Origin of the sequence: Sulfitobacter undariae, from assembly GCF_014196805.1 — a bacterium.
GTDB lineage: Bacteria > Pseudomonadota > Alphaproteobacteria > Rhodobacterales > Rhodobacteraceae > Sulfitobacter > Sulfitobacter undariae.
In genome coordinates, this window is record NZ_JACIEI010000011.1 from 71,150 (window position 1) to 94,342 (window position 23,193).

Here is a 23,193-nt window from a genome sequence, read left to right on the forward strand (position 1 = left end):
ATGAGCCTCCCCCTCAAAGCCACCGATAGCCACCCTGCATTGGAGAACACCAAAGCGCATCTGCGGGCGCTGATTGGTTTTGACACTGTGTCCAAAAATGCCAACCTTGGGCTTATTGATCATATGGCCGCGCATTTTGAGGCGCTGGGGGGCGAGGTGGTGATTTTGCCTGACGAGACAGGGCAAAAGGCCAACCTTGTTGCGCGGTTTGGGCCAGCGGATGTGGCGGGTGTGGTTCTCTCAGGGCATACAGATGTCGTGCCCGCTGAGGAAGGCACGTGGATCACGCCGCCTTTCAATATGGATGAGCGCGAGGGCCGTCTGTACGGGCGTGGCACCTGCGATATGAAAGGGTTCGGTGCCTGTGTGATGACAGCAGCTGAGCAGTTCTCAAAGATGGAGCTGAAGCGCCCCCTGTGGCTGTGTTTCTCGCATGACGAAGAAGTTGGTTGTCTGGGTGCACCTGCGATTGCGGCGTTTCTGGCTGCGCAAGACGTGCCGCCGGAACTGGCGATCATAGGTGAGCCGTCAAACATGCGGTTGATCACGGGGCAAAAGGGCAAGATTGCGATGCGGGTCCATGTCAAAGGGACGTCGGGCCATTCCTCCTTTGCGCCATCGCACGTCAATGCCATTGAGTACGCATCGCGTATCATCGGTAAGATTGCAGAGCGCGCAACGCGTTACGGCATCGAAGGCCCGTTGGATGAAGATTTCAGCGTGCCACAAGCAACAATGTTGACCACGATGATCACAGGCGGTGTCGCAACCAATGTGACGCCAGAAGCCTGCCAGTTTACGTTTGAGCTTCGTTCAATCAGCGGCATGGACCCCGAGGCAGATATGGCAGCGCTTATCAGCGACATTGATGCCGAGATTTCCGCCGAGATGGCAGAACGGGCCGAGGGCTGCGGCGTCGAATGGGAACGCATTTTCGCATATCCCCCCATGGGCGAAGCACGCGAAAGCGCTGGATACGCGCGTTATGCTGACCTCATGCCCGAGTGGGGTGGGAAAGTGTCTTATGGGTCAGAAGGGGGCGTGTTTGAAATCACGGGTAAAATCCCTTCGGTCATTATCGGGCCCGGATCTATTGACCAAGCACATAAAGCCAATGAATTCGTTGAATTGACACAGCTTTCGGAGTGTCTGAATTTTCTGGAAAACTTGTCGGACGCTATGACACGGGGCTAACGGGCCGACCTTTTGTGAAAGGTCAGATGCGTCTGGGCTTTGCATTATGTAACTGACCTAACTGTCCCTTGTATTGTAGAGGGGCAGTTGAGGTTGTTCAAAATGGGTCGTTTTTGGGAGCCCTCTTTGATTCAAAAAACGGCAAGGTTACAGCGTCTTTTCGAGGTTTAGATTGCCCTTTCTCGTAGCCTGATAGCCGCATTTCTCATAGAAATTCTTAGCTGTTTCGGTGCTTTCCAGAAAACACTGATGAACATGCTGGCTGCGGGCAAACTCTTCTAAGGCGTTGAGAATTGACTTGCTCACGCCGGAAAAGCGTGCGTCAGGTCGCACATAATTAAGCAGGATTTCCCCGCATTGGTCCACCATTCCAACACCAACAATTTCGTCTGCAATCTCAGCGACATAAACTGCAGCATCTTCTCTGTTGACCCATGATTTCCACGCCAATTCGGTCTTGTTCGCAATCCAGCCTGCTATTTCTCGTTCGTCATCATTGTGATCGGGGCTGCATAGCTCTGAGATCGAAGCGCGCAATACTTTGATGGCTGATACAGCATCAGATTCATCTCCACTCCGAACCAAAAAATTCAAATGCCCGACTCCTTCAAATTCCTTGAGAACCATAACAAATGGGAGTGGCTGGGCAACGGAGACTTGGTCGCACAGCCATCATTTGCCGAGCGTTCCAGAAACCCTCCTTTTGGGCACAAGCAAAAGCGGCCCCGTTTAACACCACCAAAAACCCCGTTCACAACCTAAGTAGTTGTTGAAGGTTTTTGGCGTAAGTGGAGAAGCCGTGTTGAGCGATGGGGGGCTGATATGTTCGGAGTTACCTCTCCTAAATTCTAAAATATGTGAGGTCATGTCATAGGGTGCTGGCATTCGCATGGTATGGCGTTGCCGTTTTTCCTATAATTCGCAGTTATTTAGTGGTGATCCTCATGTTTGGCAGTTGAAGTTTTTTTAACTTCGAGCAATGAATGGCGCGAACTATGGGAGAGTTTAAATGCCAGAATGGTCCAGTGCGATTGTTGATCGTATCCAGATGGAAACCCACTTTGACGGGAGAGAGTTGAAGTGTTTTACGGATCGGCCTGCCGATCTTAACGCGATGTTTGCAGCGGCTGTTGCACGCGCGCCAGATGATGAAGCGGTGGTGAGTGGTGAGACACGTTTTACCTACACAAGCTTTGATCACGTCGTGGGGCGCATTGCTGCGGGTCTGAAGGCGAATGGCATCGTAAAGGGCGACCGTGTTGCGCTATTGATCAGCAACCGGTGGGAATTTACCGCAGTGATGATGGGCTGCCTGCGCCTTGGCGCAATTGCTGTGCCGATCAACATCCGCGAATCTGCGCCCGAGCTTGAGTTCATTTTGCAGCAATGCGGCGCGCGGATCGTTGTGCATGGGATGGATGTGGCGGATCGCCTGCCAGAACGCAGGGCTCTGCCTGCGCTAGAGCACATTTACTGCGTTGGCGGGGATGTTGATGGGTCACAGCCGTTTTCAGATTTGATGGCTGACGCTCCGTTCACTGGCGTTGTTGAGGTGGACGAAGAGGACGTCGCCGTTATCCTCTATACTTCGGGAACCACGGGCCAACCCAAAGGGGCAACGCTTACCCATTTTAATATCGTGCACTCGACACTTCACTTTGAGGCGGCGATGGAGTTGGGGGCGAATGAGCGGTCTTTGCTTTGTGTTCCTGCCAGCCATGTTACGGGTCTGATTGCAACGGTGTTCACCTCTATCCACACGGCGGGCTGTGCCGTCATGATGGAAACATTCGCAGCGCATGAATTTCTGACACTTGTGGCAGATGAGAAGGTGACGCTGACCTTGATGGTTCCCGCGATGTACAACCTGTTTTTGCTGCGTTGCAATCTGGCTGATTACGATCTGGCTGCATGGCGGATTGGGGGGTATGGCGGGGCGCCCATGGCGCAATCTACAATTGCGGAACTCTCCGAAAAACTACCGAACCTTTGCTTGATGAACGCCTATGGCGCGACGGAGTTGACCTCGGCTGTCACGATCCTGCCCATTGGGTATGGGGTCTCGCGCTCGGACAGCATCGGTGTCGCGATGCCTTGCGCCGAGATTCGACTGGTGGATGAAAAAGGCCAAGACGTACCTGAGGGCGAGCACGGAGAACTGTGGATCAAAAGCCCGATGACCGTCCCTGGATATTGGAATAACCCTGAGCGCACGCAAGGCGAATTCCAAGACGGCTATTGGAAAAGCGGCGATATGGGATCGCGGGACGCCGAAGGCTTTATCTGCCTGCATGACCGCCGCAAGGATATGATCATTCGGGGCGGGTATAACATCTATAGTGTTGAGGTTGAAAATGCGCTGATGGCGCATCCTTCCGTGATTGAATGCGCGGCCATTGGCCGGCCTGATCCTGTGCTGGGAGAGAAGATGCATGTCTTTATCCACACAACAGACACAACATTGGACCGCGATGCCATTCGTGCTTTTGCCAAGTCAAAAATGGCAGATTACAAAGCGCCGGATTTCGTGACATTTGATCCTGAACCGCTGCCTCGCAATGCCAACGGCAAGATTGTGAAGAATACTTTGCGAGCGTCTTTGCAAGAGAGCTAGGGCAGGGCGGTTTACTGGCCCCAAAGGTTAATTTGAGGTCAGTAAAGACGTGCCGAAAAACAGATGTCAGGCCACCCTCTATCGGGTGGCCTGTACGCCACCTTTATGTTTTGTGCTGCGGCGTTCTATGCCTTGATGCCGTGGATAACTGTGTCAGCAAGGTTTTGGGCGATGGCTTCGCGTTCTTCTTGGCTTTGATCCGGGCGGATGCGGTACCAGTCACCCAACCCGTTGAGCGCACCCAGCAGGGCGCGGGTGGCCATCGCAACATCCGGTACGTTTAGCGTGCCTTCTTCGATGCCTGTGCGGATGACATCACGGAACAGGTTTTCATATTGATTGCGCGCGTCAATCAGCTTGCCCATGATCTCGCGTTCTTCTGTGGTGCTCGAACCCAGCAAATAGATGTCCACGCTTAGGCGTACACTGCGTTGGAACGGGAAAGTATCCATAATGACGTTGGCATGTGCCACTGCCATCTCCAACAGCTTTTGGTCCGCAGGAATATCTCTGGCAATCAATGGATTGATTGTATTCGATAAAGACTGCATCGCTTGATTGTGCACTTCGATAAGAATTGCATTTTTAGACCGGAAATGATGGTAAACCCGACCCTTGGTTGAGCCAAGCAGGCTTGCAACGTCATCAATCGTTGCTTTTTCTGGCCCCTTCGCCATGAAACACTGTGCCGCAGCATCAATGATCTGCTGCACGCTGTCTGTCTTGCCTTCTGGCAATGTCCCTAGATCGCTCATCGCCCCTCCCATATAACGTTGACGGCTTGGCCGCCTTATTCATTAGAACTAGACGGCGTTTTGTTTCCTGCTTCCTCCCGAAACAGAATGCCGTGTGTGATCAAAACTATGACCCAACGTTACAGGGCATACACGAAATTCGCGCTAGTAACTCTATTAATTCGAGTTGACACTTCGGGCGGCATGTAAGTTAACATACTCTGGAGAATGTTTCCCGCTTTAAGTGATTTGACAGGGTACATGTGGCGACTCGGGAGTGTGGGTCGTGGTGGGAGACAGAGGACAAAAAAATTGGTCTGGCAGCCGTCGATTTATATCGCACGGCGCTGGATTTTGCTTGGAGGAGCATCATGAGAAATTCTGGAATCAACCTAACCCTAGCGGCAACGCTTGTCGCAACTGCAATTGCTGGACAGGCCGCTGCCAAAGAACGGCTTAACTTTGCTTACGGCTATCCGAACAACTCGGCCATCGGCCTTGCTGTCGATGATTATGCCGCTGCGGTAGAAGAGCGTTCAGGTGGCAATATCACCAGCACGGGTTTCCCCATGTCGTTGCTGAGCCTTTCCGAGACCAGTGCAGGCGTGCGCGATGGTCTGGCGGATGTGGGCTTTGTTCTGACACCTTATTTTGCGGCGGAATACCCGACCAACCTGTTCCTGCATGAATTGAACCTGTTGATCAATTTGATTGAAAAGCCAACTGGTAAAGAGCCATTGGCCTATACTGGCGCGATGCTGGAATACACGTTGAACGACTGCCCCGAGTGCTTGGAAGAATTCAAGGCGCAGAACCAAGTCTATACAGGTGGCGGTGTGACCCCGCTTTATAACCTGCTGTGCAAAGACGTGAAGGTGACATCGGTAGAAGACCTGAAAGGCAAACGTCTGCGTGCAGGCGGTGCTGGTTTTGTGCGCTTTGCCGAGCATTTTGGCGCCACTGGTGTGCGTCTGCCCGTCAGCGAAGTGTACGAAGCGCTTGATCAAGGTATCCTTGACTGCGCCATGCTCAGTGCGCCGGAATTGACCAACTATAACCTGCATGAAGTTGTCACAGACATCACTCTTGGCGTGCCGGGCGGGGCCTTTGCTGGTGTTGCCAGTGCCAACGTGAACCTTGATCGCTGGAAGGGGATGGATGATGAATCCCGCGCTGCGATGTTGTGGGCAGGCAGCCACATGACGGCTGATGTGTCATGGAATTTCTATTCGGACGACACTGCTGCAATCCAACATGCCCGCGAAAATGGCATCAACATCTATCAGCCAGAGCCAGAATTGGTGGCCGCTGTGCAAGAGTTCATGAAGCAGGATCTTGATACTGTTTCGACCCTGTTTAAGGACAATTACAATGTGGCCCGGGCCGCAGAGATCACGGCCGCTTTCCCAGCACTTTTGGAAAAATGGGGTGGCCTTGTTGCTGATGTTGAGAGCAGCGAAGAGCTGCAGGAGCTTTTCTGGACCGAAGTTTTGTCCAAGATCGATCCAGCGACATACGCCCAGTAATTTAGGGCGTTAAAGGGGCTGGAGACGGATTTCCGTTTCCAGCCACGCAATTTTTCTACGTGGTTAGGGGGCACCCTGATGCCAGTAGAAAACACATTAATCAATGTTCATTCGCTATTGCCAGCGGCGGAGGTCTGCTCTGAACGGCGCAAACAGCGAATGACGGCTATGGAGAAAATTAATGAGTCCCTTGATGAAATTCACTTTGCTTGCGTCAGTCGCAACCGCACTTATTGGCAGCAGCGCAGTTGCCAAAGAACGGTTGAACTTTGCATATGGTTTCCCTGTAAATTCAAACGTTGGCAAAGCCGTTGAGGCCTATAAAACAGCTGTTGAAGAACGCTCAGGCGGTGAAATCGTCGTCACGGGCTTTCCTATGACACTGCTGAGCACTTCAGAATCCAGCGCAGGTGTGCGTGATGGATTGGCAGATGTGGCGTTTGTCCTGCCGCCGTACCACGCGGCCGAATATCCGACCAACCTGTTCTTGCATGAATTGAATCCCATGCTGAATCTGATGAAGCACCCCAAAGGTAAAGAGCCTTTGGCCTATGGCGGTGCCATGCTGGAATATACGCTCACCAAATGCCCCGAGTGTCTGGACGAGTATAAAGCGCAAAATCAGGTCTATACAGCCAGTGGTGTGACACCGCTTTATGGTATGTTGTGCAAAGACACCAAGGTGTCAAACCTAGACGAAATAAAAGGCAAACGCTTGCGTGCGGGTGGTGCTGGATTTGTCCGTTTTGCCGAAAACTTTGACGCAAAAGCTATCCGGATTCCAACCAGCGAAGCCTATGAAGCGCTGGATCAGGGCATCATTGATTGTGCGATGATCTCTATTCCTGAATTGACCAACTACAATCTTTACGAAGTTGTGACAGACATCACCCCCGGTGTTCCGGGCGGTGTGTTTGCGGGTAACTCCTCGGCGAACGTGAACCGCGACCGTTGGTTGGCGATGGATGATGCAACCCGCGAAGCAATGTTGTGGGGCGGTGCCACCATGAGCGCGAGCGCGACTTGGTTGTCCTATCTTGATGATGCTGACGCGACCGCAAAAGCACGTGAATTGGGGATCAATTTCCATGAACCAGCGCCGGAAATGGTCGCAGCGGTTCAGGAGTATGTGAAGCAAGATCTTGCCAATGTGGCCAAGCTTTTCAAGGAAAACTACAACGTGGCCCGCGCCGATGAAATCACCGCTGATTTCACTCCGCTTCTCGAAAAGTGGTACGGTCTGGTTGATGAAGTCGAGAGCTTTGAAGACCTGCGCCAAGTCTACTGGGATGAGGTTTTGTCCAAAGTTGATCCAGCGACATACGCTCAATAACCATTTTTAAACGCTCCAGTCGGGCACTTGGTTTACAGGTGCCCGACTGGAAACCATCGGGAAATAACGTGAGAAATTATTACTAATTATCATATCGGTCAGGAGGATTGGCCGAAGTGTTATGTCAAACGTCGAGCCGAGCAGCGCATAATTTTCGCGTCGTTCAGCCTGACATCCTAGGGAGGGAAAAACATGACTGCATTTAATAAAAAAGTACTGGCCGTGGCCATCGCGGCAAGCTGTATCGCAGGTACAGCTATCGCCAAAGAGCGGTTGAACTACGCGTACGGCTATCCAATCACCTCAAATGTCGGCAAGGCATTTGAAATCTATAGCGCGGCTGTGACCGAACGCTCAAAGGGTGAAATTGTCATGACGGGCTATCCCATGACATTGCTCAGCACCCCTGAAGCCAGTGCCGGTGTGCGCGACGGCTTGGCGGATGTCGCTTTTGTTTTACCGCCCTATCACCCTGCGGATTACCCGACCAACCTGTTTTTGCATGAGCTGAATTCCCTTATTAATCTGGTCGAAGAGCCAACAGGTAAAGAACCATTGGCCTATAGTGGTGCCGTTTTGGAATATACTTTCACCAAATGCCCTGAGTGTCTGGATGAATACAAAACCCAAAACCAAGTCTTTACCGCGGGCACCTCGACACCTGTTTATGGCCTGTTGTGCAAAGACGTAAAAATTACCTCGCTTGATGATTTCAAGAACAAGCGCATGCGCGTTGGAAGCGCGGGTTATGTGCGTTTTGCCGAAGCATTTGGGGCGCAAGCCATCCGTCTGCCTGTCGGCGAAGCCTATGAAGCGATGGATCAAGGCGTCATTGATTGTGCGATGCTGTCCATGCCTGAACTGACAAACTATAATCTTTACGAGGTCGTCACCGACATCACCCTAGGCGTGCCGGGTGGGTTGTTTGCCGGCAATGCACTGGCAAACGTTAACCGTGACCGCTGGCTTGCGATGGATGATGCAGGCCGTGAAGCGATGATCTGGGGCGGGTCCACTCTGACCGCGAACGGCACGTGGATTTCCTTTGTTGATCACGAAGCTGCGCTAGAAAACGCACGCGCGCAGGGCATTAAAATTCACCAAGCAGATCCTGAATTTGTTGCTGCGGTGCAGGCGTTTGTAAAGGAAGACGTAGCAAGCGTCGCGACGCTGTTCAAAGAAACCTATAACGTTGCCCGCGCCGAAGAGATCGCAGCAGATTTTCCGCCTCTGCTGGAGAAATGGAACGCGCTTATCAAAGATGTCGAAAGCGCCGAAGAGCTGAACCAGATCTACTGGGATCAGGTGATGTCTAAGGTCGATCCAGCCACCTACGGACAATAACACTAGAAACGATTTGGCAGAAGCGTACCGGAGCATGGTGCGCTTCTGCTTAACACACTGAGGAATACTATGACCGCTCTATCAAAACTAACATTGGCTGCAATCCTGACCGCGTCGAGCATCGCAGGTGCTGCCAGTGCCAAAGAAAAACTGAATTTCGCCTATGGCTACCCAGAGAATTCAAACATCGGCCTTGCTGTCACTTCTTATGCCGCAGCCGTAGAAGAACGCTCGGGCGGCGAGGTGACGGTTACAGGTTTTCCAATGTCCTTGCTCAGCCTCTCTGAGACAAGTGCAGGTGTGCGTGACGGGCTTGCCGATGTTGGTTATGTTTTGACGGCATATTTTGCAGCCGAATATCCAACCAACCTTTACCTGCACGAATTGAACCAACTTCTTAATCTAATCGATAACCCAACTGGCAAAGAGCCTTTGGCCTTTGCAGGCGCTATGCTGGAATACACGGTCAAGGATTGCCCCGAGTGTCAGCAAGAGTTCAAAGCGCAAAACCAAGTCTATACAGCGGGCGGAGTCACGCCTGTCTATAACTTGCTTTGCAAAGACGCTAAAATCACCTCCATTGAAGACCTGAAAGGTAAGCGCCTGCGCGCAGGTGGCGCTGGCTTTGTGCGTTTCGCAGAACATTTCGGTGCTCAGGCCGTGCGTTTGCCCGTGAACGAAGTTTACGAGGCGCTTGATCAAGGTATCATTGATTGCGCCATGTTGAACGCGCCTGAAATCACCAACTACAGCTTGGAAGAAGTCTTGACCGACATCACCATGCGCATTCCGGGTGGTGTCTATGCAGGTACCGGAGGCGGTAACATCAATCTGGACCGCTGGAACAATATGGATGACAAAGCGCGTGAAGCGCTGTTGTGGGGCGGTAGTCGCATTACGGCTGATGCCACGTGGAACTTCTATACAAATGATGCGGTTGCGATCCAAAACACCCGTGACGCCGGTATTGAAATCCACCAACCCGATGCAGCGTTGATCGCCGCCGCACAGGAATTCTCACGCCAAGACCTACAAGCTGTCGCAGCTTTGTTCCGTGATACCTACAACGTGCCACGCGCCGAAGAAATCGCACAAGAATTCCCGGCCCTTTTGGAAAAGTGGAACGGGCTTGTGGCTGATATCGACAGCGCAGATGCGCTTCATCAGCTTTATTGGGATGAAGTCATGTCTAAAGTCGATCCCGCAACCTACGGAAAATAACAGTCTCCAATCGCCCCTGCGGGCGCCAAATGGCGCCCGCTTTCCTCTCCTCTAACATCTGGATTTTACCCATGAAAGCTATCGGTAAAGCTATCTCTTGGCTGATCAGCGGCCTGACATCGGTTGCTGGTATCTTGGTGGTACTGCTGGTCTGTCACGTCACCATCGACGTCACCATGCGATTTGTGTTCGGGCACCCCCTGAACGCCACCATTCTCTACGTTTCCGCCTTTTACATGGTGGGCATCGCCTTCTTGCCGCTTGCTGCGGTTGAGGAAAAAGACGGCCATATCGCTGTTGAACTGTTGGTTGAGCGTTTCCCCAACAAGGTGCAATCACTCATCGCGATTTTTGGCACGATCATCACCATCGTTGTTGCCGCTGCTGTCGCCATGCGTACTGGCCAAGAGGCGCTGGCCAAATATGCGACGGGTTCCTACTCTATCGAAGCGGGGGGGAAGGTGCTGACGTGGCCTACATATTTCGTTTTGCCATTGGGGTTTGGCTTGATGGCGCTTGTCGCCCTCTGGAAGCTGTACGGGATGGTGACTGGACGTGAAACAGGGCTGAGCAGCCTTGCGATTGAAGACCCCTATCTGGGTGACAAGGAAGTAATATGACCGAGCTACAAATAGCCGCCATTTTTATCGGCGTACTCTTTTTTCTGATCCTGATGCGGATTCCAATCGGTGTCTCACTGATTGCTGTGTCTTTTGGGGGCCTTTGGTCGATGTTCAACTGGAACATCGCGTGGGGTTCACTGGGGATTGTACCTTATAACTTTGCCAACTCATGGGTGCTCAGCTCGATCCCTGCATTCTTGTTTATGGGATTTATTTGTTATCACACCCGGCTGACGCAGGGGCTGTTCAGTGCAGCGCAGGTTTGGTTGTCGGGGCTGCCCGGTGGTCTGGCGATTGCATCGGTGTTCGGCTGTGCAGGCTTTGCTGCTGTGACAGGATCTTCGGTGGCGTGTTCTGCTGCGATGGGTAAAATTGCCGTACCTGAAATGATGCGCCACAAATACAGCGCGGAATTGGCCACTGGTACAGTCGCGGCTGCGGGGACCATCGGGGCGCTTATTCCGCCTTCGATTTTGATGATCCTTTACGGCATTATCTCTCGGCAATCTGTGAGCCAGCTTTTCCTTGGGGGCTTTGTCGTCGGATTAATCACGATTTTTGCCTACATCGCGCTGATCATGGTACGTGTCTGGTTGAACCCGAAACTGGCACCGCCTGTTGAGACCAAAGCCACCTTTGCAGAAAAAGTCCGCGCGTTGGGCCAAACTTGGCCTGTGCTGCTGATCGTGATCGGTGTGTTTGCGGGGCTGTTTGGCGGTGCTTTCACCCCAACCGAAGCAGGCGCAATCGGCGCATTCCTGTCCACCATCGTAGCCTTCGCAAACGGCACACTCACCCTGAAGGCGTTGCGCATGGCGGTGACCGAAACGCTGACAACCACATCTGCGTTGTTGGTTATCGCAGTTGGTGCCAGCTTGCTAACACGGTTTTTGGCTCTTTCCGGTATCGGCGACGCCCTGTCTGGTACGATCCTGTCGTTCGGCGCATCACCGATCCTGATTATGCTGGGCATCGTTGTGGTCTATCTGGTGCTTGGGATGATGTTGGAGCCTGTTGGCGCCATGCTGTTGACCCTGCCCATCGTTATCCCTCTGGTTGAGGAAACAGGCTACAGCTTGCTGTGGTTTGGCATTGTGCTGGTCAAACTGCTTGAGATTGGAATGATCACGCCACCGATGGGGATGAATGTTTTTGTTATCAAAGGCGTGGTTGGCAATATCGCAACCCTGACGAGCATCTTCCGTGGTGTGTTCTGGTTTGTGATTGTTGATTTGTTCATCATCGCACTGTTGATCGCATATCCGCAGATTGTCTTGTTTCTGCCGCAGATGGTAGGCTGACGACCCAAGCGAGGGCGGCGGCAACTCATAGCCTCCGCCCTCCTTTTGATTACATGTCTGGCATCTGCTTGACGTACTGAAGCCCGCGCTTCCATTCCCAACGATATTTTTGTCAGGCTGCAATTACTGGTTTTTGGTACCTTCACTCGGTCACGTTGAGGGGGGGCTTCCAGATGAATGACCTTGGCTCTTTCCTCGCCCAGAAGCAAATTCCTCGTATTAGATTTTTGGTTAGTGAAGTGCACAGAGAGCGAAGGCGTGCCGCGTTTTGTTGGCAAGCCCGTGTCTAGCTAGAAAAAGGCCGTCTCAATCAGCGTGATTACGGGGTTTTTGCGATATTACGCATTTCAAATGAGATTTTTTTGCCTTTAAAATGATCACAAGCCTATGAGAGTACAGTGTAAATTATTTTTAAAAATGTACGAAGTGGTTAATAGGAGGTTTTGGGGTTCAACTACGGCGAGAAAGTGGCATCATTGATGAAAGATGGGGGATTCTCTGATTTGAGAATTTGTGTGTGTCAAAAGGGAACTGGAATGACTGTGGATCTTATCAAGAACCAACATGACTGTAGGGTATCAGTATTTCCTGCGCTTGAGCAGGTGGAACCGGATACCAAAACGCGCATCCAGCGAAACGTTCGCAAGCCAGATATCGCTTCAATTCTATCGGAAGAAACCTCAAAGATCAGTGAGGCCGAAATCAGGGTGAGCACCCTCAGCGTTCACAATATTCATGAACACGGGAATCTTTTTACAAATTACCTCAAGGCCCGTAGGGATGTGTTTATCGTTCAAAAAGGGTGGAGTTTACCTGAAGTAGACGGGATGGAGTTTGATCAATACGACACACCTCTGGCCCGTTGGGTTATCTTGCATGAATACGGAGAAGTTCTTGCCGGGATCAGGCTGACGCCTACAACCGCGAGATGTGCCCAATACACCTATATGATACGAGATGCCCAGTTGGGGTTGTTGAAAGACATCCCAAGGGACATTCTCTATATGGAGGCGCCTGTAAAAGATGAAATCTGGGAAGCAACGCGACTGTTTGTTTCAGCTCGGGTTTCTGCCAGCAGGCGGTCGCGAATTCAGACACTATTGATGGTGGGTATGGCGGCCTCAGCCAGAGAGCTTGGGATTAGTCACATCATCGGGATTGTACCTTCGGTTTTTCACCGCTGGATGAAGAGAATTGGCATGTCTGCTGAGGCAATCGGCCCGTTACTCGAGATTGAAGGGGATAGAACCCAAGCCGCGATGATGGACGTGCGCCAACCCATTGCCCGGCCCGCCTAAAAGTTTCAGGCTTTTGACTTTCTCGGGGTGTTGACTGGATAGAGGTCGTCACTAAAGATATTTACGACCTCTTTTCGGGTGAGGGCGCTGGCATTTCCCAAGGGAACTTCGGGTTGGGTGTCTTGCGAAAGTCGCAAATAGTTTATGGCGTGTTGGGCGCGCACTAGTTTTGCGGATAATTTGATCCGGATACCAATTTGCAGGACATCAAAAGGTTTGGTGACATAATCTGTTGCGCCAGCTTCAATGGCTTCGGCGAGGGAGATTTCGTCACGCCGTCCGGTCAGCATGATAATCGGAACTTCTTTGTAGCCGGGGACCTTTCTGATCCGTCTACAAAGCTCAATTCCGTCAATGTCTGGCATGTCGATATCCAGAATGATGCAGTCGTAGGTCGCTGTCGCGCTCAGCAGTCCCGCAAACGCGCGTGTTGCGGATGTGTGGCAGGTGACATCGCTGAACCCCACATTCCGAAGAATGACGGGTAGCAGATCAACGATGTGTTGATCGTCATCGACAACAAGAATTTTCACGTTGGATATCCACCTTTATAGAACTTTCTTGTTGAAGCACATTTCTGACAAAACTATGGCATTTATGGGTTTTTTTGTGAAAGTGCTCAGTTTATCAAAGATGATCAGAAGCCCGCGTCGCCAGCTGGGTTACTGATCAATTTCATGTTTGGTTTGTGTTTGAGCCAGGCGGAGGGGCAGGAATATCCGACCTTTTTTCAGACGCGGCTCGTACTCCAAGTCGACGATAAGAATTTTCGACAGCTACCCTTGCGGCGCATCCTGCTGACTTGGAAATTGTTTAATATGCATAGTTTTGATGCTATTTGTGTTGCTTGATCGTAAAAATCTGTGACAATACAGTAAGCAATTAATTGCTTATCAGCCCTTATTTTGCCATGTTAAGGTATTAGTTACCACCTATGGTTGCGTCATGATTGGGGGTGACGCCGGTCGATGTATGTTGGGACCTGACGGATGGAAATGCACAAAATGACTTCCATAATTGGCACGTTTGGCAGAGGAAATAGCCGCTTGCCGATCATTGGACGGATGAAGGACTATGCTATCGTTGGCCAAAAGGCCTTGGTGCAGCGTACTCTTATCTATAGCACGGCACTATTTTTGGCGGGTTTCTATTACAGCACGATGGTGTCGGTATGGTTTTTCGTCGCGATAGCAGCATGTGAAATCTACGATTTTCTCCTGCTCAGGTGCATCTCAAATTCAAATGCTACCAAACCTATGAATGTGCGCCGCACGATGGTGCATATCTATGCGTCCACTATCATTAGCGCGATCACGATCGCGCTTTTTTGTGTCGCGATCGCGATACAGCAAGGGACATACGGAAACCACTTTTTGCCGCTGTTCTTGCTTCTATCGGCCTCTATCTTCGCGACAATTACCAACCACCAGTTTATTTTGGTTTTGGCGACGCGGCTGATGATCTATGTGCTTGCCATCCTGTACATTCCTATCATGGATGTTTGGATTGTTCGGCCGCCGATCACTTCTGAACTGTGGCTTAATCTGTTTACTGTCCTTTTCGTCCTCGGGTTCATCATTGAACTGGCGCGTACTTTTATCGGTGGCTACGTAATTGCCATTAAAAGCCGGCGTGCGCTCCAGATTGAACATAAAAACGCTTTGGCAGCGAGCGAGGCCAAAACACGTTTTCTTGCAACTGTGAGCCACGAATTACGTACGCCGCTGACGTCGATTAAGGGATCTTTGGATATTATCAATTCGGGCCGTCTGGGCGCCCCGCCTGAGCAGATGGTGCGCCTTTTGGGGATGGCCGAGCGGAACAGCAACCGATTGAATGATCTGGTCGATGATTTGTTGCTGTTGCAGTCTTCCGACGCGGGAAGGCTCTCGCTGAATTTCGATCATGTGGATCTGGGAGCTGTTATTATAGGGGCAACCGAGGCGTTTGATGCTTACGCAAAAAGCCTTAAGATTGATTTGAAATATGACATTCCTGAAGGCGTTTACTTTGTCGATGGGGATGCCAAGCGTTTGGATCAGGTCGTGACCAACCTACTGTCAAACGCTGCAAAATTCTCCGATGAAAAAGGGCGCGTTGAAATCGAGATGAGCCGGAGCGGGGGGGATTTGATCTTGTCAGTGTCGGATCAAGGAATAGGCATTCCTGAAGACAGTGAGGCTACGATATTCGAAGAGTTCGGCCAGATTGACTCAAGCGATCAACGCAAATTTCAGGGCACGGGACTTGGGCTCGCTATTTCAAGGCGTATTGTCCAAGGCCATGGTGGCAGTATCCGATATGAAAGCGTTCTGGGGAATGGAACAACATTTTATGTCACCTTACCGGCAGCTGAATAAGGCTAATGCTTTTAACGGTTGTGGGGGATTTAGCCTTGGTCGCAGGGGGGCTCCACCACTCTGACACCTTCTGACGTTTGTTAACGGGTGTTAAGGGCTAGAGACGACTTGGCCTTGCCGAAATTTTTGGCAGCGCGTGTTATGGTGCTTTTTGTAACCCAATCTGGGACATCTTTGGACAACAGACGATGGCCCTAAGGGGAGAAATGCACACCGCCGATGGGCTTAAGCCCACGCGGCGGTGCGCAGAGACTTTAATCGACTGGTAGAAAAACGGGCATGGTAGGGAGGACAGAGCGGTAGGACGTTGTCAGGCTTGTCTCTACTTTGAAAGCGTCGCGATACTTGTGCCGTTGCAATTGGACATAGCGCGCATATCTGGCATTAAATGAGGGCAGGGCGCCTTTGTCGAGGATAATCCGGTCAATCCAAACCGACCCTGCCGCTGTCGCTTTGATCTGTATGCTGTGCCGTGAGACCCTGATGTTACTTCTGTATTCTGTACTTTCGAGCGTTCTGGCGGATTCGCACAAGCTTTCGATTTTGATGTGACCGGTGTTACGGTTGAACAGCCCCAAAATAGCGAACTCAGTTGCGTAGCTTGAGCCTGCTTGCATCTGAACTGCGGGCAGGCTTTTGTAGCGTGATAAGTTCCCAGACCCTTCGATGCTGTCTGAAAAATGGCTTGCACGGGCAAAAAGCACGTCTGGGGGGCATTGGTAGAACCCCTTGATGAATAGTTCGACTGACATATCCGACTCCCCTTTATGAAGTTTTGATCGGTGGAGAGCCTGCGCTAAAGTGTGAGGCATCCGCCGAGTCTACAGAGTTCACTGCATGGGGATTCGTACTGATTCAGTATGGCAACAGAATGGCTGACTTCAGCTATAGTCTTGGTTAAATTCGAGGTTTCGCCCTATTTTTGACGCCTCATAGCTTTTTCGGCGGAGGGTAGGCAGCCAAAACAGGAAGATGAAAGGGCGCGCTACTGCATTGAACAAAGTCGCGTGCCGCTTTCTGATCAGGGGGTTACGGGTTTGGTATTTAGGATCAAAGGACCACCCGGCCGCATGGTGAATGTCAGGTTTGGCGGTAAAACGGGGTGGTCTGATGGTTCAAACGACACCCGCCGCAAAACAGAGCCGATCAGGATCATGATTTCCGTTTCGGCATATTGTGCACCAATGCAGATACGCGGTCCGTCACCAAACGGAATATATTGCCCGCGGGGATATTTTCGATCAAGAAACCGGTCGGCCTTATATTCCGCCGCATCTTCCCAAAGCAGCTCGTTGCGGTGCAAAGAATAGACCGGAAACATGATCACATCACCCTTTTTAAAGGTGACACCTTTGATTTCAGTTTCGTCGCTGGCATCACGTGCGAAGAGCGCACCAGCAGGATACATCCTTAGAGTTTCACGCACATGTGCTTGCAGCTTGGGCATCTGTGGCAAGGTTGCAAACGTCAGCGGACCGTCTGGGCAGGCGGCGGTTATTTCGTCCCTAATTTCTTTTTGTACATCTGGATAGAGCGAGAGCAGGTAAATGCCCCATGCAATCGTGTTTGCAGATGTCTCATATCCGGCCGCAACAAAGGTCAGCAAGTTATCGATTGTGGTCTCTACATCCTCGTGATCGGATTCTAACGCTTCGATCAGCAGGTCTAGAAAATCCTGAGACTCTTCATGCGGGTTCGCCTGACGATTGGCGATAACATCCCGTGTGAGTTGCCTTAGGTCGGTGATGGCTTTTTTGCTTCGAAACCACTTCAGACGAGGGAGCCATTTGGGCAAGCCCATCAGGTCAAACAGCGACATATAGCTGATATAGTCGGTAAACTGCCGCATGCCTTGTCGGATGTCACGTTTGGAGACGGCTTCACTGCCTGAAAACATGACGCGAGAGATGTTAGTTAACGTCGCTTCTTGGGCCGAGTCCGCAATATCGACTTCACCATTCGCCCGCTCAAGGAAGTCAGCAAGCTCTTCCCCAGTTTTTGCAAAATGGCTGGTTAGGACTGGCAGGTTTCGGGCGGCGAATAGGGGAGCATAACGGTGCCTTTGAGCCCGCCATTGTTCGCCTTCGGCCAGAATCATGCCTTTGCCAACCGCGGGGCCAATAACGTTTCTGGTGAACTCGGACTTAGGGAATCGCCGCCCGACACCGGCAAGAAGCTCGGTGACCATTTCGGGGTCACAAACGTAATGAATTTTGGCGGGCCCTTTGAGGTAACGTTGGGTAAGCGTCGCGTCAGGGATCACCGAGAAGATATTCTTCCCGGCCTTCTTGGCAAAATCAAGAAGGCTCATGTCTGCGCCAGCAAGCTCAGCTTCGATAGGGAATGGGGTGGCCGATTGTGTCGAGCGCGGGGGATTTTTTGCAGTCACCGTAAAATGATCCTCAAAATTTTGTGCTTTAGGTTGGCCCGCTTACGATGCGCTTAAAAAGGTGGTTTGCCCACCTAATTCTTGCCATATTTGCGCCAGATCCCCAATTTCCTACCGTAAACTTCTATTTCTGGTTCTGCTTTGTGCACATAAGGTACGGCTTGGATGGAGGCTGAATTTTGTCGGTAGCATTGTGTCGCTACGGGTGTTGGTGCCTGTGGTATAGATGATTATAAAAGCCCACTGGGGCGTCTTGGTAGCGTACCTTGTCGTATTTGGCCTGTGACATCATTCAAATACTTGAACACCTTTAGAAAAAAATTCAACTTTTTAGGGAAGAATTTCCAACATATTTTTGCCAGATTGCTTACATAAGATTATCCCAGCTTGAGTCGACATGGTAAATGCAGTTCGCAGATCATGTTGACATTATAAGAATGGTGCGGGGGAACGTACTCATCACCACGCAGTACGCATACAGGAGAAGACCAATGAAAATACTCATGGTAGACGATGATCCAATTGCACTGGACCTGCTAAAGACATGCCTTCAGGAAGCTAACTTTCCTGATGTCACTGTCGCGCAGTCAGCAAAAGAAGCTGAGGCGATGATTGCCGATCCGTCTAGGTCGTTCGATTGCTTCTTGCTTGATATTGAAATGCCCAAGAAAAACGGCGTTGAGCTGTGTAGCTACATCAGGGGTATCGACCGTTACCTGATGACGCCTGTACTGATGATTACGCGCCTGAATAACAGTGCTTCCATCGAAAAATCCTTTCTCAAAGGTGCAACGGATTACATCGTTAAACCGTTTGACTTTGATGATGTTAATGAGCGCATTCAGGTTGCGCATCGCTTGGTTCTTGATCGTAAAGTGGCGATTGAGAGCTACCTTGCCACGCAAGTGCAGGCTAAAAAGCACAACCGGAATGGGCCGTCTGAAATCCGTCAGCGCAAGACTACAATCCTTGAAAAAGATCACTACGAGATCGAGGACACAGGGCTTCTTCCTGATTTCACTTTAGAAAACTACATCAACAAAATGATCCGCGCTGAATCTTCTGACGTGGAAGTGATGTGTGTTAAGGTCGTGGATATGAAACTGCTGTCCAAGAGCCTTGGCAGGGAAGAATTTAATGCTTTCATCGCGGACCTTCTGGCCGCCATCAAAGAGTATGCTGGAAAGAATGAAGTTTTCATTTCGCACCTCGGAGACGGCGTCCTTCTTTGCGCGGCGGATCAGGTGAACTATGGCGATCCGAGGCGCATTGAAAAAGGCGTGCGGAATATTTTGGCGAAAACCAACACTACTTGGAGAACCGGTATGGGGAGCACACCCGAAATCTCCATTGGTAAGCCTTTCAAAGTGAGTAGGACTGGCCGCCCCAACTTTAATCGTTTGGTAAAGGTCGCTCTTGCGCGGGTTGAGGCCAGAGACTTAGATAAAACGACGTTATATTCTAAAGTAGGTTAGGCCTTATTCGCTTTTGAGCGGTCTGCCTTCTCCGTAAGGATTCTAAAATTTGGGGCCGTGAATGATGTGGGGATGTAAATTTTCACCTCCCCAGCCCAAGTGCAAGTGTGGCATCGTTGACCCAGAGTGGGTGTGACTTCAGTTGAGAGTGCTTTTGTTAAGTTATTGATTTTTCAGGATGGTGTGATCTGTGACGATTTCGAAATACTATGTTTCAGGGCGCTGTTAAGTGGCTGATTTTGTAACCGGAGTGACTTGGAAGCGGGCGGCGCTTCTTTTTCTATGCGTTATTGTTACATCCTTCTTGATTTATGTGACCGCACAGTCACAATCATCCCGAAGCAACGCTGTATTTGATACCATCACGTATGACAGCAGGGCTGCTTTGGTCGCTCGAATTGGCCAGATCGAGCGGACATTGGATGGTGCTGCCGGGTTGGTGGATGTTGCTGATCGAGTTTCTCACGATGAATGGCATGCATATATCGCTGCATTGTCTGTTGAGGATAAAATGCCCGGCATGATGGGTATCTCCCTGATCGAGCCGATGAAAAACGGAGTTCAGGTTTCCAACCGGCCGATCCTTCCTGCAGGCTTGCTTGATGCAGAGGAAATCTATCCGAAACCGATCCCTGACGTGGCTGCTCCAAATGACAGCTTTGTCGTCACTGTAATCGAGCCACATGAAGTAAATGGTTCGGTCCTTGGTTTGGATATTGCCTTTGAAGAAAACCGTAGAAAAGCTGCAATAAAAGCGCGCGATACAGGGCGTATCGTTATTTCGGATCCTATTACGCTGGTTCAGAACGGGAAAAAGCGTGCCGGATTTATTGCGTTACGCCCCCTGTATGGAGATGAATCCTCCGCGCAGGATGTCCAAGCACGACGTGAGGATTTCCGTGGGTGGGTCGCAATGGCATTTGACGACGAATTATTCGTTGACCTATCCGGTGGGCAAGGAAGCAGTTTTAATCTGGAGGTAATCGGCCTTCAGATAGCGGCTGATGATCGCAGGATCTTCACGTCTAGTCCGGACGCTGCTGTGGATCAGGCAAAGGTACAGACAACGGATGTTATCGAAGTATTGGGACGTAAATGGGCGCTTACCTGGTATTCCACCCCAGAGTTTGAAAAGGGGCAACGCAGCATTTCTATCTGGGTGATCGCGATTTTCGGAGGGATCATAACACTTGTCATTGCGCAGCAGAGCCTTGCCAATCAGCGCTACACATCGGAAATCGCAAAAGAGGTGGAGTTACGCACGCGAGAGGTGGTGTCGCTTGCCGAGCAAAGCAAGGCGATAATCGATAATGCTTTGATTTCATTGGTTATGGTCTGTGATAATGGCAGAATTTTATCCGCAAACCCAAAGTTTTGCTCACTGTTTGAGCGAGACGAATCCGATTTGGTTGGCCACAATTTTTCCGATATTTTGTCGGGAGCTGAATACGGTGACGGTGTGAATGCCGTTCTAAAACAGTGCACAACACCTAGCGGGAAAAAGCTTCAGCTGAAAATACAATCTAGCAGCTGGATGGGGCCAAGGGGAAATAAAAGGCACGTTGTCATGGTAGATGACATTACGCTTGAGCACACTGCGGTTACCGAGCTTCGCGAAAACGAGCGTCGGTTCAACTTTGCGCTGAACGCCGCAGAAGCGGGTGTGTTTGATGTTGATCTTAACACGGGCTTTTCGGTTGTTTCGCCTTCTTGGTATGCGCTGTTAGAGATTGACCCAGAGACCTTTGAAGGGAACCCGCAAGTAGAGTTCCTGAAAAGAGTTCACCCAGACGATATTGCTGACGTGATGGAAGCTGACAAAAATTGCATCTTGGGTAAAACAAGTCACGCAGCGTCAGAATTCAGGGTTTCTTTGCCATCAGGTGAATGGCGTTGGTTACGGGCTAGTGCCGCTGTTGCAACGCGTGACAGCGACGGCCGGGCAACCCGATTTATTGGTGTGCAAACGGATGTCACGGCGCTCCGCTCGACGCAGGATGAATTGGATAAAAGCAGACTTCATTTCCAGCATATCGTTGAAAACGCACCTGTTCCGCTTGCGCTTTTGGACCGTGAGGGCAACTTTCTTAAAGTCAGTCAAGCTTTGGTGAGTTCTAGCGGCTATAGCGAAGAGGAGTTCATGGCGATGGATTTCCGCACTGTCATGCATGAACACGATCTCGGCGACTTACTGGAAGCGACCAGCCGGCAGCTTGAAGGGACGCAACGGAATTACCGAAACGAGCGGCGTTTCCGGCTTAAGAACGGCCAAATGATTTGGGTGTCCGTCAGTATATCAGTCGCTAAAATCGATGAGCTGGGTAACCTCTTTTTTATTGCACAACTTATTGACGTCAATGATCGTAGAGAGGCCGAGAGAAACAAGCGCGAGTTTTTTGCCAATATGAGTCACGAGCTACGTACGCCACTTACGTCGGTTAAGGGCTCGATTAGTCTTGTACTGGGAACGATGCGTGATCAGTTGCCCGCAAATGCAGCCAAGTTGCTGGACATCGCGCAAGGTAATAGTGAGCGTCTGAATGGGCTGGTTAATGATTTTCTGGATTTAGAGAAAATATCTACTGGCAATATGCCATTTTCCTATGAGCATTCTGACATTCGTGAAATTGCGCGTGAAGCAGGGAATTTGATTGAACCGATGGCTAATGCGAACGGTGTCGAAATCGCCGTTTCTCTTGATCACGAAGTGGCTATGGCGTGGACCGATGCAAATAGGCTAAGCCAAGTATTGACCAACCTGCTCTCGAACGCTGTCAAGTTTTCGGAAAAGGGATCCAAGGTCGACATGTTCGTCGAGCAAACGCTGCACGAGGTTCAGGTGTCGGTCAAAGACACGGGAGCGGGGATTCCCTTGAGCTATCAGTCACGTATTTTCGAACCCTTTAGCCAGAGCAACTCTGTCGAGACCCGCTCCAAGGGCGGTACAGGCTTGGGATTGAGTATTGCAAAGTCTCTCACAGAAGGCATGGGGGGGAGGATCAGCTTTGTGAGTGGAGAAGGGCAAGGAACAGTCTTTACGATCTCGATTCCGAACGATTTTGTGCCAGAAAAGGTGGCGTCTATCGGGTGAACCGTCAGATCTATCAATCGAATATTTCAAAAAATGGAACTGTTGATCTGATTTTTGTTGCCCAAGTGAAGTCAGAGGTTTGATTTCTTGCTTGGGTGCTGTATTCCCCTACTGGGATATTAGGCTGCTGTCAGCGTTAGGGTTGAAGTCTGTAGGCCTTTGGTGGGGAAGGGAATTGTCATGAGTATTCGGAATGTTCCTGACTGGCTAATCAATTATTTCTGTGCATTATGATGCCCAATGGGCATGAGTGTATCGAACAATGTTTGTCTCCTCATGAGGAGAAAATGCCTGAAGGAAATGTGTTTTGTTAAATAAGATAAAAATTCTACATGTTGAAGATGATGCCGACATTCGGGAAATTACTGAGATGTCTCTTTCGCTCAACGACAAGTTTGATCTGGTTCAATGTCCTGGTGGTCAAGAAGCGCTAGATGTTGCTGTAGATTATCGTCCTGATGTTTTGCTTTTGGACGTAATGATGCCCGCGATGAGCGGTGAAGTCTTACTGCAGAAATTGCGTTTACTGGATGGTTACGCTGACATCCCTGCGATCTTCATGACTGCGCGTGCGCAGAAAACAGAGCAGGATACACTTATTGCCGCGGGTGCGATTAAGGTTATTATCAAACCCTTCGACCCGATGACCCTTAGCGATCAAATTATCGAAGTTCTATAGGTTTCTGTTGT

General features: G+C 50.6%; 18 protein-coding genes. 13 read left to right on the top strand and 5 right to left on the bottom strand.

The window, feature by feature from the left end; translation table 11 throughout:
• Positions 1 to 1,194, top strand: coding sequence for an acetylornithine deacetylase (gene argE / locus GGR95_RS13805; RefSeq protein ID WP_184566820.1), 1,194 nt, complete (start codon positions 1 to 3; stop codon positions 1,192 to 1,194).
• Between the two features lie 147 nt (positions 1,195 to 1,341).
• Here the strand turns inward: argE and GGR95_RS13810 are convergent, their stop codons facing one another.
• Positions 1,342 to 1,788, bottom strand: a complete 447-nt coding sequence (locus GGR95_RS13810) for a GNAT family N-acetyltransferase (protein WP_184566822.1) — start codon at positions 1,786 to 1,788, stop codon at positions 1,342 to 1,344.
• Positions 1,789 to 2,203: 415 nt separating this feature from the next.
• On the opposite strand from GGR95_RS13810, the gene GGR95_RS13815 reads away from it, so the two are divergent.
• Complete coding sequence (locus tag GGR95_RS13815; protein WP_184566824.1) at positions 2,204 to 3,808, top strand: class I adenylate-forming enzyme family protein; 1,605 nt, start codon at positions 2,204 to 2,206, stop codon at positions 3,806 to 3,808.
• A gap of 125 nt (positions 3,809 to 3,933) precedes the next feature.
• On the opposite strand, the gene GGR95_RS13820 is transcribed toward GGR95_RS13815, so the two are convergent.
• Positions 3,934 to 4,563 (bottom strand): TetR/AcrR family transcriptional regulator, encoded by a 630-nt coding sequence (locus GGR95_RS13820; RefSeq protein ID WP_246423385.1) that lies wholly within the window; start codon positions 4,561 to 4,563, stop codon positions 3,934 to 3,936.
• 350 nt (positions 4,564 to 4,913) lie between these two features.
• On the opposite strand from GGR95_RS13820, the gene GGR95_RS13825 reads away from it, so the two are divergent.
• The 7 genes from GGR95_RS13825 to GGR95_RS13855 all read left to right on the top strand — a co-directional run bounded on the left by GGR95_RS13825 (position 4,914) and on the right by GGR95_RS13855 (position 13,188).
• Positions 4,914 to 6,068, top strand: a complete 1,155-nt coding sequence (locus tag GGR95_RS13825; RefSeq protein WP_184566828.1) for a C4-dicarboxylate TRAP transporter substrate-binding protein — start codon at positions 4,914 to 4,916, stop codon at positions 6,066 to 6,068.
• 193 nt (positions 6,069 to 6,261) lie between these two features.
• Entirely contained in the window at positions 6,262 to 7,401 is a 1,140-nt protein-coding gene (locus tag GGR95_RS13830) for a C4-dicarboxylate TRAP transporter substrate-binding protein (protein ID WP_246423386.1), read from the top strand.
• A gap of 192 nt (positions 7,402 to 7,593) precedes the next feature.
• Positions 7,594 to 8,745: a C4-dicarboxylate TRAP transporter substrate-binding protein gene (locus tag GGR95_RS13835; RefSeq protein WP_184566832.1), complete on the top strand. Its 1,152-nt coding sequence runs from the start codon at positions 7,594 to 7,596 to the stop codon at positions 8,743 to 8,745.
• 69 nt (positions 8,746 to 8,814) lie between these two features.
• A complete protein-coding gene (locus tag GGR95_RS13840) occupies positions 8,815 to 9,966 on the top strand; it encodes a C4-dicarboxylate TRAP transporter substrate-binding protein (protein ID WP_184566834.1) in 1,152 nt (383 codons plus the stop codon).
• A gap of 71 nt (positions 9,967 to 10,037) precedes the next feature.
• Positions 10,038 to 10,586 (top strand): TRAP transporter small permease, encoded by a 549-nt coding sequence (locus tag GGR95_RS13845; protein WP_184566836.1) that lies wholly within the window; start codon positions 10,038 to 10,040, stop codon positions 10,584 to 10,586.
• Complete coding sequence (locus tag GGR95_RS13850) at positions 10,583 to 11,890, top strand: TRAP transporter large permease (protein ID WP_184566838.1); 1,308 nt, start codon at positions 10,583 to 10,585, stop codon at positions 11,888 to 11,890. Before GGR95_RS13845 ends, GGR95_RS13850 begins: the two co-directional genes overlap by 4 nt.
• Before the next feature lie 479 nt (positions 11,891 to 12,369).
• Complete coding sequence (locus GGR95_RS13855) at positions 12,370 to 13,188, top strand: acyl-homoserine-lactone synthase (protein WP_246423387.1); 819 nt, start codon at positions 12,370 to 12,372, stop codon at positions 13,186 to 13,188.
• Between the two features lie 5 nt (positions 13,189 to 13,193).
• Here the strand turns inward: GGR95_RS13855 and GGR95_RS13860 are convergent, their stop codons facing one another.
• A complete protein-coding gene (locus GGR95_RS13860; protein ID WP_184566840.1) occupies positions 13,194 to 13,721 on the bottom strand; it encodes a response regulator in 528 nt (175 codons plus the stop codon).
• A gap of 456 nt (positions 13,722 to 14,177) precedes the next feature.
• Here GGR95_RS13860 and GGR95_RS13865 point away from each other — a divergent pair, with 456 nt between their 5' ends.
• A complete protein-coding gene (locus tag GGR95_RS13865; protein ID WP_246423388.1) occupies positions 14,178 to 15,548 on the top strand; it encodes a sensor histidine kinase in 1,371 nt (456 codons plus the stop codon).
• Between the two features lie 254 nt (positions 15,549 to 15,802).
• On the opposite strand, the gene GGR95_RS13870 is transcribed toward GGR95_RS13865, so the two are convergent.
• Both GGR95_RS13870 and GGR95_RS13875 read right to left on the bottom strand, forming a co-directional pair.
• Positions 15,803 to 16,300, bottom strand: coding sequence for a hypothetical protein (locus GGR95_RS13870; protein WP_184566842.1), 498 nt, complete (start codon positions 16,298 to 16,300; stop codon positions 15,803 to 15,805).
• A 269-nt stretch (positions 16,301 to 16,569) separates the two neighbouring features.
• The gene (locus GGR95_RS13875) at positions 16,570 to 17,937 is read right to left on the bottom strand and encodes a cytochrome P450 (protein ID WP_343042288.1); all 1,368 of its coding nucleotides are present in this window, start codon (positions 17,935 to 17,937) and stop codon (positions 16,570 to 16,572) included.
• A gap of 491 nt (positions 17,938 to 18,428) precedes the next feature.
• Here GGR95_RS13875 and GGR95_RS13880 point away from each other — a divergent pair, with 491 nt between their 5' ends.
• The 3 genes from GGR95_RS13880 (at position 18,429) to GGR95_RS13890 (ending at position 23,182) form a co-directional block, all read left to right on the top strand.
• A complete protein-coding gene (locus tag GGR95_RS13880) occupies positions 18,429 to 19,412 on the top strand; it encodes a response regulator (protein ID WP_184566844.1) in 984 nt (327 codons plus the stop codon).
• A gap of 229 nt (positions 19,413 to 19,641) precedes the next feature.
• Positions 19,642 to 22,503 (top strand): PAS domain S-box protein, encoded by a 2,862-nt coding sequence (locus GGR95_RS13885; protein WP_184566846.1) that lies wholly within the window; start codon positions 19,642 to 19,644, stop codon positions 22,501 to 22,503.
• A gap of 307 nt (positions 22,504 to 22,810) precedes the next feature.
• Positions 22,811 to 23,182: a response regulator gene (locus tag GGR95_RS13890; RefSeq protein ID WP_246423389.1), complete on the top strand. Its 372-nt coding sequence runs from the start codon at positions 22,811 to 22,813 to the stop codon at positions 23,180 to 23,182.
• Positions 23,183 to 23,193: the final 11 nt, after the last annotated feature.